10 protein-coding genes are annotated in these 16,322 nt (G+C 48.8%); 4 read left to right on the top strand and 6 right to left on the bottom strand.

Going from position 1 to position 16,322, the window contains the following annotated elements; translation table 11 throughout:
* Positions 1 to 225 precede the first annotated feature (225 nt).
* The 4 genes from FTO68_RS00870 to FTO68_RS00855 all read right to left on the bottom strand — a co-directional run bounded on the left by FTO68_RS00870 (position 226) and on the right by FTO68_RS00855 (position 11,088).
* On the bottom strand, positions 226 to 4,893 hold the full coding sequence (locus FTO68_RS00870; RefSeq protein ID WP_255331462.1) for a PAS domain S-box protein: 4,668 nt from the start codon (positions 4,891 to 4,893) through the stop codon (positions 226 to 228).
* A 30-nt stretch (positions 4,894 to 4,923) separates the two neighbouring features.
* Entirely contained in the window at positions 4,924 to 6,780 is a 1,857-nt protein-coding gene (locus FTO68_RS00865; protein WP_255331461.1) for a PAS domain S-box protein, read from the bottom strand.
* Positions 6,781 to 6,841: 61 nt separating this feature from the next.
* The gene (locus tag FTO68_RS00860; RefSeq protein WP_255331460.1) at positions 6,842 to 7,960 is read right to left on the bottom strand and encodes a response regulator; all 1,119 of its coding nucleotides are present in this window, start codon (positions 7,958 to 7,960) and stop codon (positions 6,842 to 6,844) included.
* The gene (locus tag FTO68_RS00855) at positions 7,957 to 11,088 is read right to left on the bottom strand and encodes a PAS domain S-box protein (protein ID WP_255331459.1); all 3,132 of its coding nucleotides are present in this window, start codon (positions 11,086 to 11,088) and stop codon (positions 7,957 to 7,959) included. Before FTO68_RS00855 ends, FTO68_RS00860 begins: the two co-directional genes overlap by 4 nt.
* A 106-nt stretch (positions 11,089 to 11,194) precedes the next feature.
* On the opposite strand from FTO68_RS00855, the gene FTO68_RS00850 reads away from it, so the two are divergent.
* The gene (locus FTO68_RS00850) at positions 11,195 to 11,461 is read left to right on the top strand and encodes a hypothetical protein (RefSeq protein WP_255331458.1); all 267 of its coding nucleotides are present in this window, start codon (positions 11,195 to 11,197) and stop codon (positions 11,459 to 11,461) included.
* On the opposite strand, the gene ablB is transcribed toward FTO68_RS00850, so the two are convergent.
* Together ablB and kamA are read right to left on the bottom strand one after the other, a co-directional pair.
* Entirely contained in the window at positions 11,454 to 12,308 is an 855-nt protein-coding gene (gene ablB, locus FTO68_RS00845; RefSeq protein ID WP_255331457.1) for a putative beta-lysine N-acetyltransferase, read from the bottom strand. The two genes, FTO68_RS00850 and ablB, sit on opposite strands and share 8 nt — an antisense overlap.
* Positions 12,292 to 13,605, bottom strand: coding sequence for a lysine 2,3-aminomutase (kamA, locus tag FTO68_RS00840; RefSeq protein WP_255331456.1), 1,314 nt, complete (start codon positions 13,603 to 13,605; stop codon positions 12,292 to 12,294). The genes ablB and kamA overlap by 17 nt, the downstream gene beginning before the upstream one ends.
* A 287-nt stretch (positions 13,606 to 13,892) precedes the next feature.
* Between kamA and FTO68_RS11910 the strand changes: the two genes are divergently transcribed.
* The 3 genes from FTO68_RS11910 to nadA all read left to right on the top strand — a co-directional run bounded on the left by FTO68_RS11910 (position 13,893) and on the right by nadA (position 16,320).
* A complete protein-coding gene (locus tag FTO68_RS11910) occupies positions 13,893 to 14,522 on the top strand; it encodes a cupin domain-containing protein (protein ID WP_255331455.1) in 630 nt (209 codons plus the stop codon).
* Positions 14,523 to 14,668: 146 nt separating this feature from the next.
* Positions 14,669 to 15,427: an aspartate dehydrogenase gene (nadX, locus tag FTO68_RS00830; protein ID WP_255331454.1), complete on the top strand. Its 759-nt coding sequence runs from the start codon at positions 14,669 to 14,671 to the stop codon at positions 15,425 to 15,427.
* On the top strand, positions 15,424 to 16,320 hold the full coding sequence (gene nadA / locus FTO68_RS00825; RefSeq protein ID WP_255331453.1) for a quinolinate synthase NadA: 897 nt from the start codon (positions 15,424 to 15,426) through the stop codon (positions 16,318 to 16,320). Before nadX ends, nadA begins: the two co-directional genes overlap by 4 nt.
* Positions 16,321 to 16,322: the final 2 nt, after the last annotated feature.

Raw genomic sequence — 16,322 nt, 5'->3', positions numbered from 1 at the left:
CTTCAAGACGCTGGATTATTTCTTGCTGGTGCTGGATTGTTTCTTCATGACTATGGATGATTGTGACAAGTGCTTCAGGGTTATGTTGTGCCAGTGCAAGGATCTCGTCACGTTCCATAGTTCCATATCCCAAATATCTATTAATCTCTCATTATATAAGGATCTATCGGTCATACGGGCGTATTTTCCGAAAAGTGGGGGTGTGTGATGTGAGTTAAGGAGAGGTCAGGAGAGGGGGTGCTGACCTGTTACCTCAAATGTTGTACCCTTCTCCCGGATCAAAGAAATTCTGCCCATCAGCTGCGTTACAAGGCTTGTGACAAGCCGCATGCCAAGTGATAGTGTTTGTGTATAATCAAGATCAGCGGGAAAACCAATCCCATTATCACTGAACCGGTATACTATCTCATTCTCATGCTTCTCCATGAAGATGGTGATCGTCCCCCTCATGCCATCCGGATACCCATGCTTTAAGGAATTTGTCAGTAATTCGTTTGTAATCAGGCTGAGAGGAACTGCTTTGTCAATTGAGAGGTGAATACCATCGGCATGAATCAGAAGACTAACGGTACCGGATCTGATCTCACGGGACGAGATTATTGTTTCACACATTGTCCTGAGATACTGCGCATAATTGATCCGGGACAGGCTCTCTGACTGATACAGCTTCTCATGGACGAGTGCGATTGAAAAGACCCGGTTCTCACTCTCACGGAAGAGCTCGCGAATAGTCGGGTCATCAATCGTCTTCCTCTGGAGCATCAGAAGACCTGAGATCACCTGCATATTGTTCTTCACACGATGATGGATCTCTTTTAAGAGGATCTCCTTTTCGCGGAGAGAGCGCCTCGTCTCTTCATCCCTCTTCTTCTTTTCACTGATGTCATGGAAGATGCTTGTGCATCCCCCGTCCTTTGAGCAGTAGACCGACACCTCAAAGAACTTTTCCAGGTCAGCCTGTTCATGTTCAAATACCTGCGACTCCCCTGTTTTGGCTGCTTGTGCATAGTATTCCATCAGCACCGGCTCCATGTCAGGGAGGACTTCATGCAGGCTCTTTCCTTCAATTGTATCAGGAGGCAATCCGGTGAGCTTTGAAAAAGCAGGGTTCACCTCAACAAAACGGTAATCACGTGGACTACCATCCGGATCCCTGACCAGCTCCTGGTGGGCATAGCCATCATGCATCGATTCAAAGAGCGATCGATACCTCTTCTCGCTCTCATGGAGCGCCTCCTCGTCTGCCATCTTCCGCTCAGTGATGTCAATTGCAGTTTTGAGACGTACATACCGGCCATCGATCCACCGTATCATACTCACATGGCTGTCATACCACCGGCCGTTTTCCATTATTTGGTACTCCCATCTGAACTCTCCTGCATAGCTGCCATCCTCCTTCATGAGCATCGCATTCGTACATAATCCACAGGGCTCTTCCTGCCCCGGTTTCATCACGGACCAGCATCTCTTCCCTTCAATATCGCCAGTGAAACCTGTGATCTTACGGGCATACTTATTGATAAAGAGCAGCTCATGCGTCTTGATATCGGCTACATATACAGCGGCATTTATCCCATCAAGCACCGCAAGCAGCCTCTGGTGTGCTGCCTGCAACTGCTCGTCTGCCATCTTCAGTTCCAGGTTCTTTTGCTGGAGTTCCATCTCCGCACGCTTGCGTTCGGTTATGTCACGGGATATACCGAGTATCGAAACAGGACGTCCATCTTCATCACGTAGAAATCGGGCAAGGTTGTCAATGATAATGATCGATCCGTCTTTACAATACTCCTCGGTCTCAAAAGTGATTGTGCGGTTCGGATCAGCTCTGCCGGACGCTTCAAGATCCATCTGCTCCCGTATAATATCACCGAGAGCTGCATAGGACTCCGGTGTCATTTCCTCCTCGATTGTTTTATTCATCGATTCAGAGACGGTGAAACCCTTCATCCTCTCCACGGAGGGGCTGATATATTGGAGCCTGAAATCGGTATCGTACAACCAGATGTAGTCTGCCATATTTTCTGCAATGAGACGGTACTTCTCTTCGCTCTTCCTCAGCGCCTCTTCGGAGATTTTTCGCTCAGTTATATCCCGGACAGAGATGAGATCAGCCTTTTTCCCATCATAGTGAATGAGTTTCCCGACACATTCCACGAATATTTTTTCCCCTCTGGGTAACAGAATGGTATATCCTGCAAGATATGCGTCTTTTCCCCCAAAAAGCTCAATGAGATCACGAATAGCACTATCCCTTGACTCTTCTGCAACAAAATCAAGCACATTCCTCCCGATGAGGGTTTTATAATTCTCAATTCCAAGCAGATGGGCGGCAGCACTATTGACAAAGATAATAGTTCCCTCCTGATCCAGAATTGCAATCGCTTCAATCGAATGCTCGACAAGGGAGCGGAACTTCTCCTCGCTTTCCCGGAGCGCCTCCTCCGCCTCCTTTCTCCCGGTGATATCAGTATGGGTTCCAAGAAGCCGGAGAGGATTGCCCTCTGTATCACGGCTGACAACTTTGCCCCTTGCAAGGATCCACTTCCAGCCATTCTCTTTTGTCCTCATCCTGAACTCAAGCTGAAAACCCTCCTTCCCTTCCTGGATATTGGAATGGATAAACGCTTCAGATCGTTCGATATCATCGGGATGAATGAGCGATCGCCATGTTTCATAGGATCCAGGCATCTCACCAGGTTCATAACCGAGCATCATATACCATTGGGGGCTTAACAGGGCGTTCCCGGTTGCAAGATCCCAATCCCATATGCCATCGTTCGTAGCATCGAGCGTGAGCCTGTACCGCTCCTCGCTCTCCCGGAGAGAGTCTTCCATCCTCCTTCTGTCGGTGATATCAGTCAGCTGTTCGATGATCAGCCGAACCTCTCCCTCATCATTCAGGACAGGGTTGCTCCGGCAGATCAAATACCGATCGAGTTCCGGGACAAAACGCTCGACTGTCTCGAGCTTTTTGCTCTTCATGGCAACTGCAGTAGCGCAGTTCTCGCAGGGCATGCTTCTCCCGATAAGGGAATAACAGTGTTTTCCCTTGATCTCCTCATGGGAACACCCGAGCATCTCATATCCTGCCCTGTTATACCGGACGATTGAGTGATCCGGATTCTGTATCCCGATGATATCTGAAACGCCGTCAAGGACTCCTTCGAGGAGGCGGTTTGCATCCCGTATATTCTCATCAGCCCTTTTTCGTTCATCGATATCGATGACAACCCCATCCCAGAGGATGCTTCCATCCTCCTGGGAGGAGGGGGTTGCATGCACCTCAAGCCACCGGTACCCGGAATCAGATGCAAAGAGGAATGTATATTCAAAATCTTTCAGGCTAACGGCGGATCCCAATAGTTCATTACGGAATCCAGAAAGATAATCGGGATGAAGCCTTCCTGTCACCGATGAGAAATCCCCATACAGATCCTCCGGGTTCATTCCTGTGATTTCGGGGATTTTATTACTCACATATAATATGGAGAATTCACCAAAAGAAGAGCGAATGAGCTGAAAGATGCCCACAGGGGCATTCTCGGAGATCCTACGGAACCGCTCTTCACTCTTCTGCAATGCCTCCTCCGCCCTCTTGCGATCGGTGATATTCGTCAGGACAAGAAGATTCGTCGGAGTATCACGGTACTCCATAAATGCCCCCTGGACAAGCACAGTAATCAATTGTCCATCCTTTGCCGTGATTGGTACCTCATATGGGGATACCTGTATTCCCTCTGCCCTTTCAACAAGTTTCTGCTTCACCAGATCATGGAACTCTTCGGGAACAAACGAAAGGACATGAGCACCCATTAACTCATCAACCGAATATCCAAAGGCTATCGCTGTCGCGGGATTTACAAAAATGATCCTCCCGTCGTTCCCATAGAGGATGATGTAATCAGGAATCTGCTCTATCAGGGTGCGGCTGAAGATCTCGCTCTTCCTGAGGGCATCTTCAGATCGCCTTCTTCCCAGTGCACTTGCGATGATATCGCCGCAGAACCTGAGGATATTGATATCTTCTCTATTCCAGTCCCTGACCATTTCAACATTATCAAAACCGATAAATCCGGTAAGCCCGTCACTCATCATGAGTGGAATGGCAATCAGTGACCTGACACCCTGTTCTTCCAGCAGTCTCTTTTCCTGAGCTGCTTCAGGGGGCATCTCATGAAGATCCCTGATCCTGATGATCTCATTATTCCGAAGCTTCTTTATCCACCATGGAAAGAGAGAACAGGAAAGGTTCTGAAGATTTTCGATCTCGGGCGAAACACCGTCTGCACACCACTCATGGGTGTTATCCATTACGTCGGAAGCTTCTCGTAAAAGGAAGATATATGAGCGGGATGCACCGCAGAAAGAACCGATGTCTTCAAGTGCCACATTGATCGGCAAATCAATATCATCAGATGCTACAAACCGTGATGAGATGAGTCCGATCAATCGCTCAAACCGAAGCCGTCTCTGTATCTCAGCCTCTCCCCGCCTGGTGGCAACCGCATAGCGGATTTGATTTGAGAGTTCTGCAAACTGTGCTCTCGGATCGCCCCCTTTCTGGATATAGAAGTCTGCACCACTGTTTAACGCCTCAATAACCACCTCTTCCCGGCTTTGTCCGGTTAAGATGATGAAAGGAGTCCGATCGCCGTTATTCCGGAGGTACTTCAGAAAATCGATCCCATTCATATCCGGCATCTGGTAATCTGAGATGATGGCATCAAAATGCCTCTCTTTGAGTAAAATTATCGCATCAGGAACATTATCACAGGTAACAACCGACAGAAGCGGATCCTCTTCCAGGAACAATTGTCCAATCTCCAGAAGTGAGGGTTCATCTTCGATAAAGAGGATGGAGATCGGAGCAGATCCCGGGCCCGAGACTGGCATGAAGAGGAATAGGTGTCAGCAGAAATAATACTATTTATTCTGCAATCCAGCGTTTTGATCGACCTTCTCCTCGTATGAACCCCCGGACTCCTCCCCATCCGGATCAACCGGAAATACGATCTCAAAGGCAGTTCCCTTCTCCCGGCTGAGAGTGATTGTCCCAAGCAGCTGGTTGACAAGGCTTACGACAAGCTGCATACCGAGCGTCTGGGTATTCCCATAGTCGAGATCGGCTGGAAAGCCGATTCCGTCATCAGAAAACCGGTATATGATCGTATCCTCCTTCCTCTCTACAACTATCCTGATCGTACCTTTCCTGCCATTTGGAAAAGCATGCTTCAGTGAATTCGTCATTAATTCATTTGTGATAAGGCTGAGCGGAACGGCCTTATCAATTGAAAGATAGATACCGGGAGCGTGTATGTCAAGGGCAACTGTCCCTGATTTCACCTGGCGGGATGATAGGATATAATCTCCCATCATCGACAGGTATTCCCCATACTCGATCCGGGAGAGATTCTCTGACTGGTAGAGTTTCTCATGGACAAGGGCAATCGAATAGACCCGGCTCTCGCTCTGGGAGAAGAGTTCACGCATCTTTGGATCGGGTATTGTCTCTTTCTGGAGCATCAGGAGACTTGATATCACCTGCATATTGTTCTTGACACGATGATGAATCTCTTTTAAGAGAATCTCCTTTTCCCTGAGGGATTGCTTCATCTCTTCATCGCGTTTCTTCTTTTCGGTGATATCATGGAAGAGTATGGCACATTCACCAGCTCTTGGGCTGTATACCGACACTTCAAAGAACCGGACAGGATCATCCAGCGTGATCTCAAATACCTGTGGCTCTCCGGTTTCTGTTGTTTTCAAACATTCTGGTCCCCAGCGCAGATCAGTTCCCCGAAGCACTTCCTGCAGGGTCTTATGGATGATATCTTCCCGTGCAAGACCGGTGATCTGCTCAAAAGCCGGGTTAATATTTATGATTCTGGGAGCGGAGGCACTCCCATCATCCTCCTGAGGAAGCCGGAATTGGGCATATCCATCATGCATAGACTCAAAGAGCGATCGATATTGCCTCTCGCTCTCGATAAGTGCTTGTTCAGCCTGTTTTCTGTCGGTGATATCCCGACCGACAGACTGAAATTCACGAATCACCCCATTTTCATCAAAGATCGCCCGTGTATCCCACCGCTGCCAGAGAATGCTCCCGTCAGGGGCGATTGTCCGCTGATCAATGCTTTCCAGAAGTTTATCGGGGGAAAAGGATGCAAAGAGCCGGGTAACTGCTTCACGGTCATCCGGGTGAATCTGCGGCTTGAACCGTCTCCCGATAATATCTTCGCAGGGAACCCCGAAATAACGGCAATAGGCATCATTTGCGAAGATAACGGTTCCGTCAGCGCTGAAACGGCAGATCAGCTCTGTCTGATCCTCGACGACATTCCGGTACCGCTCCTCACTCTCGCGAAGCGCCTCTTCACTCCTCCTTTTTGCAACAGCATACCTGATGATATTAATCAGTTCGGCAAACTGGGCTTTCAGATCACCACCCTTCTCAATATAAAAATCCGCCCCATTATTCAGTGCGTCAATCACTACATCTTCCCGGCCTTTTCCCGTCAGAATGATGAAGGGGGTCTCATCTCCTCTCTTCCTGAGATATTTCAGAAAAGAAATGCCATCGCATTTCGGCATTCGAAAATCCGAGATGATCGCATCATATGATTGTATTTTCAGAAGCTTTATTGCATCAAGGGCACTCTCACATGCCTCAACCTTCAAATTCCCACTCTTTTCAAGATGGGTTTTCCCGATTATGAGGAGCCCCGGCTCATCATCTACATAGAGGATCGTGATCGGAGAATCCGCAGAGAGTGACATAGAAACGCTTTTTTAGTATTCACAGGAAATAATACTATTTGTTTCAGCCTTCCTGATCGAACTATTTCTGCTCTTTTCTCACCCATCCGGTCATAACAAGCCCCTCAAAGAGATAATCAGGATCATCTGAATGATCACTGAGGATTCCCCGTATATATACCGGTCTTCCTTCAGCTGATTTGAAGGTGAGAGAGAAGGGCTGAACACCAAGCGGGTTTTTCCCGATATCGGTTAGGAGTTTTTCTACCGCATCAAGGCTGTCGTCATGGATATAATTCCACAGTCTCTTTCCAGGATTATTATCTTCTGAATATCCAAGATAACGATTCAGTGAAGGGCTTTTTTGCCTGAGTGTTCCGTCATCATTTAAGATGACGATCACATCTGCCACATCATCGATTATTGATTTGAAAAATTCTTCATTCTGCCGGAGCCTCTCTTCCATCACCTTGATCCTGGTGATATCATGGATATGAACCGCATATTTTGTTATCCCTCCTTGCGGACTGGCAATAGGATTGATCCCGATATCGTACCAACGGTCGGAAAACTGCTCGACGAACACCTCCCGTCGGGTCTGCCCCTGTTGTATTGTATGTCCCGCCATCTTCGGTGAGAGGCATCCCGAGGAAACCAGATCGTAGGCATCGGATCCGACAAGCTCTTTCACAGTTTTACCAGCCCTCCTGGCAAGAGCCTGGTTGACCATGAGGATCTTTTTGTCGGTATCCATGAGGAAGTGCATATCCGGCGTTGCATTCAGGAGTACACGGATCGTCTCCTGGTGCTCCCTGAGATTCATATCCATCGCATGCCTGTACAGTGCCGTCTCGATGGTGGTCTTCAGTTCCTGTTCCCTGACAGGCTTCAGGATATAGCCAAAAGGACCTGTTATTTTTGCTGCATTCACCACCCGATCATCTGAGAATGCAGTCAGGTAGATGACAGGGACAGTGCTTGTTGCCCGGATCTCCGCAGCTGCATTGATGCCGGTCATCTTTCCTGCAAGCTTGATATCCATCAGGATCAGATCAGGTTTGAGTTCGGCTGCCTTCTGGACCGCCTGTTCCCCGGTTGGAAAAACTCCGCAGACGGAGTAACCCATATTCGTCAGGCTTCTCTTCAATGCCATTGCAGTAACGGCTTCATCCTCAACGATCATTATGGTTGTTTCATTCATTCTTCATCCTCTCCATTGGTTTTTAGGGGAAAGAGTATCTCAAATCTGGTTCCCCCGTCGCGATACAGCGAGATGGTACCCATCAGCTGCATGACAAGGTTGTTCACGAGCTCCATTCCAAGGGTTGTGGTATTCCAAAAATCAATTTCAGCTGGAAACCCGATCCCGTCATCGGCAAACCGGTACAGGATATCCCTTCCCATACTCTGGAGTTCAATCCTGATTGTGCCCTTCCTCCCATCGGGGAAGGCATGCTTTAAGGAATTTGTGAGCAGCTCGTTAGTAATCAGGCTGAGCGGAACGGCCTTATCAATAGGGAGATAGATATCCTGTGCATGGATCTCAAGGGTGATCCTCTCGGAGCTGATATCCCGTGATGCAAGTATATGATCCCCGATCATCTCGAGATACTCACCATAGTGAATCCGTGAGAGATTATCTGATCTGTACAGTTTTTCATGAACGAGCGCGATTGAGAAGACACGGTTCTCGCTCTCCCTGAAGAGTTCACGCATACGCGGATCAGGTATGTTCTCTCTCTGGAGCATGAGAAGACTTGAGATCACCTGCATATTGTTCTTGACACGGTGATGAATCTCTTTTAAAAGGATCTCCTTTTCCCTGAGTGATTGTTTCGTCTCTTTCTCCCGCTTCTTCTTTTCGGTGATATCATGGAAAAGAAGAGCGCATTCCCCTCGTTTCGGGCTGTATACCAGTACCTCATAATCGCTATTTAGCCCGGGATGATGGTATTCAACCACCTGCGGCTCGCCTGAAAGTGCGGTTGCATGGAACCTTTCGAACCAGTCGGATTCGATTTCCGGGAGTACTTCAAGGAGAGTGTTGCCGATAGCCTCCTCACCGGAAAGGCCGATGATCATCTCCATGGTCTGGTTCACCTCAACGATACGGTAGTCCTTCGGTGTTCCATCCGAATCTGTTACCACCCTCAGATGGGCATAGCCCTCATGTATGGATGAAAAGAGTGACCGATACCGCGTATCGGTCTCAAGAAGCGCCTCCTCCTCAGCCTGCCTGATTGCGGTGATATCCCGAGCAATCCCTTCGATAGCAATAAGCGTGCTTTTATCATCATATATGGGAACATTCCGCTCTTCGATCCAGATCACCCCGCGGTCTTTGCGTATCCAGCGGAGGGGAAGGGGCTGGCCGAATGACCCCGCAGATATGACCGAACCAATGAGATAGCGATCATCTGGGTGAATGATCCTCGTTGCAAGCCCCGGATCATTATAGAACTCCTGCGGTGTATATCCCGATATCTCTTCTATTGCAGGATTCACATAAGTAAAATGGATATCCGGCAGCAGATCGATACGATAGAGAATATCCCCGGCATGCTCTGCCAGGCTCCTGAAACGCTCCTCGCTCTCCCGGAGAGCCTCTTCTGCCTGCCTACGTTCAGCACCTTCAAAAAGCTGTGCGATGAGAGATGCTGCAATATTGGCAAACCCCTCCTCATCCGCATGCCATCTCCGCGGGGCTCCTGTATCTTCAAGACAGAGGATGCCGATCATCCTGCCTTCCTTCAGAATACCAACATCAAGCATGGAAGAAATTCCCATAGGAGCAAGGTAGTCATCCTTCAGTTCACTGACCCTCGAATCCGAGGAGGCATCCTCAACGCAGAGCCTGTGCTTTCTCCTGAGAGTATCAAAATAACGCGGATATTCATCGGTCTTCAGAGTTATCCCATTGTTCTGTCTCTTCTCTTTAGCATCATACAGGGAGAGGCATCGAAGAAGAGACCCTTTTTTTGAGAATACCCAGGCACCTACCCGTTCAGTTTCAAGCGTCTCTGATACAGTTTTCATGATCTTTCCCAGGGCAGCCTCCATATCACCGGAGAGGATTGCAGCATCAAGGGCAAGATCTGCTATTGCCTTCCGCTGGCGCTTCGCACGTTCTGCATTCCCTGCCAGGAGCTCTTCAGTCTCTTTCTCATAGGTCGTATCCCTCCCTACAGACTGGTATTCAATGATCTGCCCATCTTCATCAAAGATTGCCCTGGTATTCCATCGCTGCCAGAGCACTTTGTCATCAGGCATAATGATCCGCTGATCGATTGATCCGGTCGGATCGTTCTTTGTCAGGGAGGAGAGGAATTTTGTTACCCTGTCACTATCATCGGGATGGATCATCGGCATAAACCGGTTTCCTATGATTGATTCACGATCAAGACTGAAGTAACGGCAGTATGCATCATTTACAAACAGATGCGTACCGTCAGGAAGGAAACGGCAGATTAACTCGGTCTGGGTCTCGACAACTGCACGGTACCGCTCTTCACTTTTACGCAGTTCTTCTTCAGCTCTTTTCAGGGGATCAATATCAGTGAAAACCCCGTCCCAAACTATTGTCCCATTCTTCTCAAGAGACGGGCTGGCACGGATCTCCATCCATCGCTCACCACAATTTCCATTATAGAGGAGAGCCTGATTAAAAAATTCAAGATTTTCAGCAGGTGAAAAGAACGCCCTGATGATGGTATCCTGATACTCCGGAAGAGCCTTATCTATGAGAACCTTTGGGTTAGTATACATCTCTTCAAGGGATAGTCCGGTCAGATCAGCCATCCGGTCACTCATATATCGTATAACACATTCACGTGACGGGGTCAATACAATCTGAAAAAGGCCGATATTTGCATTCTCGGAGATCCTCCGGTACCGTTCTTCGCTCTCTTTCAGTGCAATCTCGCTCCTCATTTTTGCAACAGCATACCTTACTTTCCTTGAGAGATCACGAAAAAGGAGGGCTGGCTCTCCACCCTTCTGTATATAGAAATCTGCACCGCAGTTGAGCGCTTCTATAACCACCTCCTCCCGCCCTTTCCCGGTAAATATGATGAATGGAGTGGTATTACCGTCCTTTTTAAGCTGTTTTAGAAGAGCGATACCATCCATCTCCGGCATATCATAATCAGCAACGATCGCATCAAACGATTGTGTTCTGAGGAGATCAATAGCATCCATTGCACTCTCAAGAGTGGTTACGGTGAAATCCTGATCCTCCTCAAGATAAAGCCTGCATGTCTCAAGGAGCCCTGGGTTATCATCGACATAAAGGATGCTAATAGGAGAGGATTTTGGGTCAGCATCTGCCATTAATTCTAGTTGAGGATCTAAGTTATGATAATACTATTCATATACTGAATATTGTGGCCGATGAGAACGGATAGATTATCATATCAGACAGATACATCAATCATGTATGAATCAGTTCACCACGATCCTTTTTATTATCCTCATCTTCTTCCTCATCGGATCCGGGATCGCCTCGGCAGCGGAGTACCCGGCTGCCCCCCTTGGAACCACCGATTCGATGGCGCAGTTTGTCAACTGGCTCTGTGAACTCGTAAATGAGCTGATAGAGATCTTCACCAGTGCAATGGATCTGATCGGACTCTCAAATGAGTCATATGTCAAAGATATGCTCACAACCCTTGAAGATGGGATGGAACTGGTAAATACTACGTAAATCCGGAAGAAAGAGGCTTATACCAGACATTCATGCTCTCAAAACCGCCCCCGATCTGGGTGTTGTTTGGGAGGGTGCCTGCATACCGGTACCCTCCCCGTGCAAAGAGGATATTCACCGCAGGCTCTTCACCCCTGCATATGGTGTAGGCGAGGTGAAAGCCGTCCTTTAGAACTGTTTCTTCCATAGTGGCAAGGAGGGCACCGGCAGCACCTGCACCCCGAGCTGAGGGGAGGGTGGCAAAATCGGTCATCTCGACCGTTTTTGAAGTGTTATCCAGTTCGGCTGACGATGCCGCTACGATCTCATCCCCGTCATAGAAGAGAAAGAACCTGACATCACCGCTCACAATCGCATCTGATATATAATCTGGATCATCAATCGGAAACGGGTACGTCGGAAAGACCGAAGCATAGATCTCTGCAAGCGATTGTGCATCGGATTCAGATGCCTCCCTGATTGTACATCCTTCCTGCAAAGATGGATGGCCTGTTCCTGCACGCTGCCACGAGATCTCAAGGGTTTCTGATACACCCATCCTGTTATACTGCTGCCTGCCGGGATCGATATATTTTCCCATAAAGAAGCAGGCTGTCCCATCCAGATAGAATCCGGGGATCTCAGCCTCAACGGCATAGCCGGACTTCAGGAATGCTGGTGCTGATTGTGCAGATACCTTTGCAAAAACCTTGGTATACCTTTCCTTTTCGATGGTCTCCTCGATCCATTCAAGTACATCGTCGCAGTCTCCTGGATCGAGCCGCAGCAGATATATCCGGTTGTTGTGGTGCCCATGCTGGATGATGCTCGCCCCGACCCTGATGACTGTATCACTCCTCTTCGTCATCTCTCCGTGCCATCCGTTCAGAGTCTACAGGAACAAGCGCCGTTGCCTCATCATAATCCGAGAGAAGCCGTGCGATACCAACAACATGCTGCTCTTCCCCACCCTTCAGGTTCAGCTGGAGCGAGCATTCTTTGCAGTTCCTATCGCAGAAGATTGTGGTATAGTGATCCGGCTCCCGGTAGGTTGTGATCACGCCTTCATAATTCCTGAGTATCACCTTATTGGTCGAATATGATATAAGGTACGTCGGCATCACCGGAATTTTCCCGCCGCCTCCGGGTGCATCTATCACATAGGTGGGAACGGCAAATCCGCTGGTATGCCCGATTAAGTTCTCGATGATCTCGATCCCCTTGCCGACCGGTGTCCTGAAATGTGAGAGACCTTCTGAGAGATCGCACTGGTAGAGGTAGTATGGCCTGACCCGGTTTTTGACGAGCTTCTGGACAAGTGCTTTCATGATCCTCGGGCAGTCGTTTACTCCGGCAAGGAGAACTGACTGGTTTCCGAGCGGAATCCCGGCATCAGCGAGCTTCGCCAGTGCCCGCTCGGCGGTCGGGGTGATCTCCTGCGGATGGTTGAAGTGGGTATTCAGCCAGATCGGCTGGTGTTTCTTCAGGACAGAAACGAGTTTGTCAGTGATCCTAAACGGGAGGACGACCGGGGTTCTGCTCCCGATCCTGATCACTTCGACATGCGGTATCATCCTAAGTTCGGTCAGAATCCGGTCTATCAGCTCGTCCGGGAGCATCAGGGGATCACCGCCGGAGAGGAGGACGTCCCGGATCTCGGGATGCTCACGGATATAGGCAATCCCTGCCTCCATCTCCTCCCAGGTGGGTATACGATCACGATCGCCGACACGCCTCTTCCGCGTGCAGTGGCGGCAGTACATCGCACAGACATTTGAGACCAGAAAAAGGACCCGGTCGGGATAGCGGTGTGTGATCCCGGGGACCGGGCTGTCACTGTCCTCTGCAAGCGGATCTTCCAGATCGCAGTCTTCGATGATCAGCTCATCCGGTGATGGGATCGCCTGGAGAAAGACAGGATCCTGGGCATACTCCTCCACTTTGATCAGCGAGAGGTAATAAGGGGTTGCCGCCAGTGGAAATTTTTGAATCGTCTCCTCGAGCTCCTGCCGCTCCTGTGGCGAAAAAGTAATCCCAAGCACCTTCTCAACAGTATCAAGATCGCGAACTGTATGGGCGATCTGCCATCTCCAGTCTTTCCACTGGGGTGCATTCTGATCTATATCGCTGTACTCTTCTTCTGTGATGCGGGATGATAATTCCATAAAAATTTCAACTCACTATAATACTATGATCCCATATTTCTTAAAATGAATCCAATAAATTATAAAAATGCCCTATTTCATGATCAGAAAGTTTTGTGAGGATATTTAGAGCATACCTTTAAATAATTGATCTGAGCTTCGCCCACGAAATGCATGAAAATACAAATTACACTCTTCTCTGATTGTTGATTTGCAATTATCCAATAATATAGCCTCAAATGGCAGATTAGATACACGTTTGGCTTTATGCCATAAGGTTCATACTGTGGCACACCCATCCATTCTATATGCCCAGATCAGAGAATGAATCGATCATCGGAGTAACGATTATGCCGCGTGACATGATCATCTACCAGGAGAATACAATCGCCAGCCGGACACTGATCATGAGCAAAGAGGGAACCGTCACCCTCTTTGCCTTTGATAAGGGACAGGGACTCTCCGAACATACCGCTCCTTTTGATGCCCTTGCCTATGCCCTTGATGGTGAGGCTGAGATCACCATCGCCAAAACCCCCCACTATCTCAGGGAGGGCAATATGATCATCATGCCAGCAGATATACCCCATGCGGTACAGCCGATCGGACGGTTCAAGATGATGCTGATCATGATCCATGCAGGAAAAGGAGATATAGAAAGGGAGGCAGGAGAAGAGGAGAAGGAAGATAAAAAGAAGAAGAAAGAAGCAAGGAAACTGCAGAAGAAAAGGGAGAAGGAAGATAAAAAGAAGAAGAAAGAAGCAAGGAAACTGCAGAAGAAAAGGGAGAAGGAAGATAAAAAGAAGAAGAAAGAAGCAAGGAAACTGCAGAAGAAAAGGGAGAAAGAAGATAAAAAGAAGAAGAAGGAAGCAAGGAAACTGCAGAAGAAGAGGGAGAAGGAGAACCAAATTGAAATGAAGGGGAAAACCAAAGAATAATACAGAGAGAATAGCTGTATTTCCAGAAGAAACGGCTGCATTGAGCGGGACCTGGAACCATGAAGGGTTTGTGAATCCCGAAAGGTACGTACCGGAGTATTCATGATCAGAACCGTTTATACCGGCAGAAAGCAATATCACTAGCAATGATCAGGATCGGGCTGCTTGGTTGCGGGAATATCGGCCATATCATCGCAAAAAACCAGAATGGTTTCTCGATTATTGCAGTCTTTGACCAGATCGAGGGCAGGGCGGATGAACTTGCGGCCGCATCCGGTGCCCTCCCGTTCACAGATTTTAATGCATTTTTATCAGCTGATTTTGATATTGTCGTCGAGGCGGCATCGGTTGCAGCCGCGCAGGAGTACGGAGAGAGGATCCTCCTTTCAGGGCGTGATTTTGTAGTGATGAGTGTGGGTGCACTCTCTGATTCAGGATTCTGCGAGATGCTTGTCGCCTCCGCAAAAGAGAAGGGAAAGAAGATCTATATTCCCTCCGGTGCGGTGATGGGGCTTGACAACATCAAAGTCGGACAGATATCCGGGATCTCCACTTTCCTTCTCAGGACAACAAAAAGCCCCAAATCGCTCAATATTGATGCTGAAAAACCGATGATGATCTTCTCGGGAAAAGCCAACGAATGTATCAGGAACTATCCAAAGAACACGAATGTCTCAGAAGCACTCACCCTTGCTGCAGGGCGTGAGGTTGATGTTGAACTCTGGGTTGATCCTGAAGCTGACCGAAACACTCATGAGATCTTCATCGAAGGTGAGTTTGGCGATGCATATATCCGGGTGAGAAATGTTCCAAGCCCCGATAATCCTGCTACAAGCTACCTTGCCGCCCTCTCGATCCTCTCGCTTTTAAAGAATCTCGATAACCCGCTGGTGATCGGAACATGACGATCAAGGAAGAAATACAACAGTTAAAAGTTGCGAGAAACGCCCTCATCCTTGCCCATAACTATCAGCCTGGAGAGATCCAGGATGTTGCAGATATCGTCGGCGACAGCCTTGAACTCGCGGTGAAAGCAAAAGAGGCGGAAGAGCCGGTACTGGTTGTCTGCGGTGTCCGGTTCATGGCAGAGACTGCAAAACTCCTCTCTCCGGAAAAGACGGTCCTGCTCCCTGTACCTGATGCCGGGTGCCCGCTCTCCGACTTCCTCACTCCGGAGATGATTCATGAAGCACGAGAGAAGTACCCCGGTGCAGCCGTTGTCGTCTATGTAAACTCAAGTGCGGAGGTAAAAGCCGCTGCTGATATCACCTGCACTTCAGCAAACGCAGCCGATGTTGTAAAATCACTTGATGCAGATATGATCCTCTTTGGGCCTGATGCCAATCTTGCCTCCTTTGTGCAGGGACAGGTTCAAGAGAAGCGTATCATCCCGCTTCCCGCAGAAGGGCACTGCTATGTCCATACTGCTTTTACCGAGGATCAGATCCGGGAGGCGAAGGCGAAAGGGTGGCGGGTCGTCTGCCATCCCGAATGCCCCCCAGGGATTCAGTCAGACTCTGATCTGATTGCATCGACCGGCGGCATGGTGCAGCATGCCTGCGACTGTGACGAGTGGTTTATCTGCACCGAGCGGGATATGGGGTACCGGCTTCGAAAACTCCATCCCAACCGGCACTTCCATGTCGATCCAAATGCAATCTGCAAGGATATGAAGAAGACAACCATTGAGGATCTCCTCAGAACACTTCGGGACGGGGTGTATGAAGTGGTGATTCCTGATGAGATCGCAGTTCCAGCCAGAAAAGCGGTCGAAGCGATGATCGGAATCCGGAGATAACA

This window comes from Methanocalculus taiwanensis (assembly GCF_024372745.1).
Taxonomy (GTDB): domain Archaea; phylum Halobacteriota; class Methanomicrobia; order Methanomicrobiales; family Methanocorpusculaceae; genus Methanocalculus; species Methanocalculus taiwanensis.
This window is presented reverse-complemented; position numbering and strand designations above follow the sequence as displayed.

Coding starts and splice junctions, on each gene's coding strand:
- FTO68_RS00865 (WP_255331461.1), bottom strand. CDS start 6,780: ATGTCACTCTCTGCGGATTCTCCGATCACGATCCTCTATGTAGATGAT.
- FTO68_RS11910 (WP_255331455.1), top strand. CDS start 13,893: ATGCCCAGATCAGAGAATGAATCGATCATCGGAGTAACGATTATGCCG.
- nadA (WP_255331453.1), top strand. CDS start 15,424: ATGACGATCAAGGAAGAAATACAACAGTTAAAAGTTGCGAGAAACGCC.
- FTO68_RS00860 (WP_255331460.1), bottom strand. CDS start 7,960: ATGAATGAAACAACCATAATGATCGTTGAGGATGAAGCCGTTACTGCA.
- ablB (WP_255331457.1), bottom strand. CDS start 12,308: ATGACGAAGAGGAGTGATACAGTCATCAGGGTCGGGGCGAGCATCATC.
- nadX (WP_255331454.1), top strand. CDS start 14,669: ATGATCAGGATCGGGCTGCTTGGTTGCGGGAATATCGGCCATATCATC.
- FTO68_RS00870 (WP_255331462.1), bottom strand. CDS start 4,893: ATGCCAGTCTCGGGCCCGGGATCTGCTCCGATCTCCATCCTCTTTATC.
- FTO68_RS00855 (WP_255331459.1), bottom strand. CDS start 11,088: ATGGCAGATGCTGACCCAAAATCCTCTCCTATTAGCATCCTTTATGTC.
- FTO68_RS00850 (WP_255331458.1), top strand. CDS start 11,195: ATGAATCAGTTCACCACGATCCTTTTTATTATCCTCATCTTCTTCCTC.
- kamA (WP_255331456.1), bottom strand. CDS start 13,605: ATGGAATTATCATCCCGCATCACAGAAGAAGAGTACAGCGATATAGAT.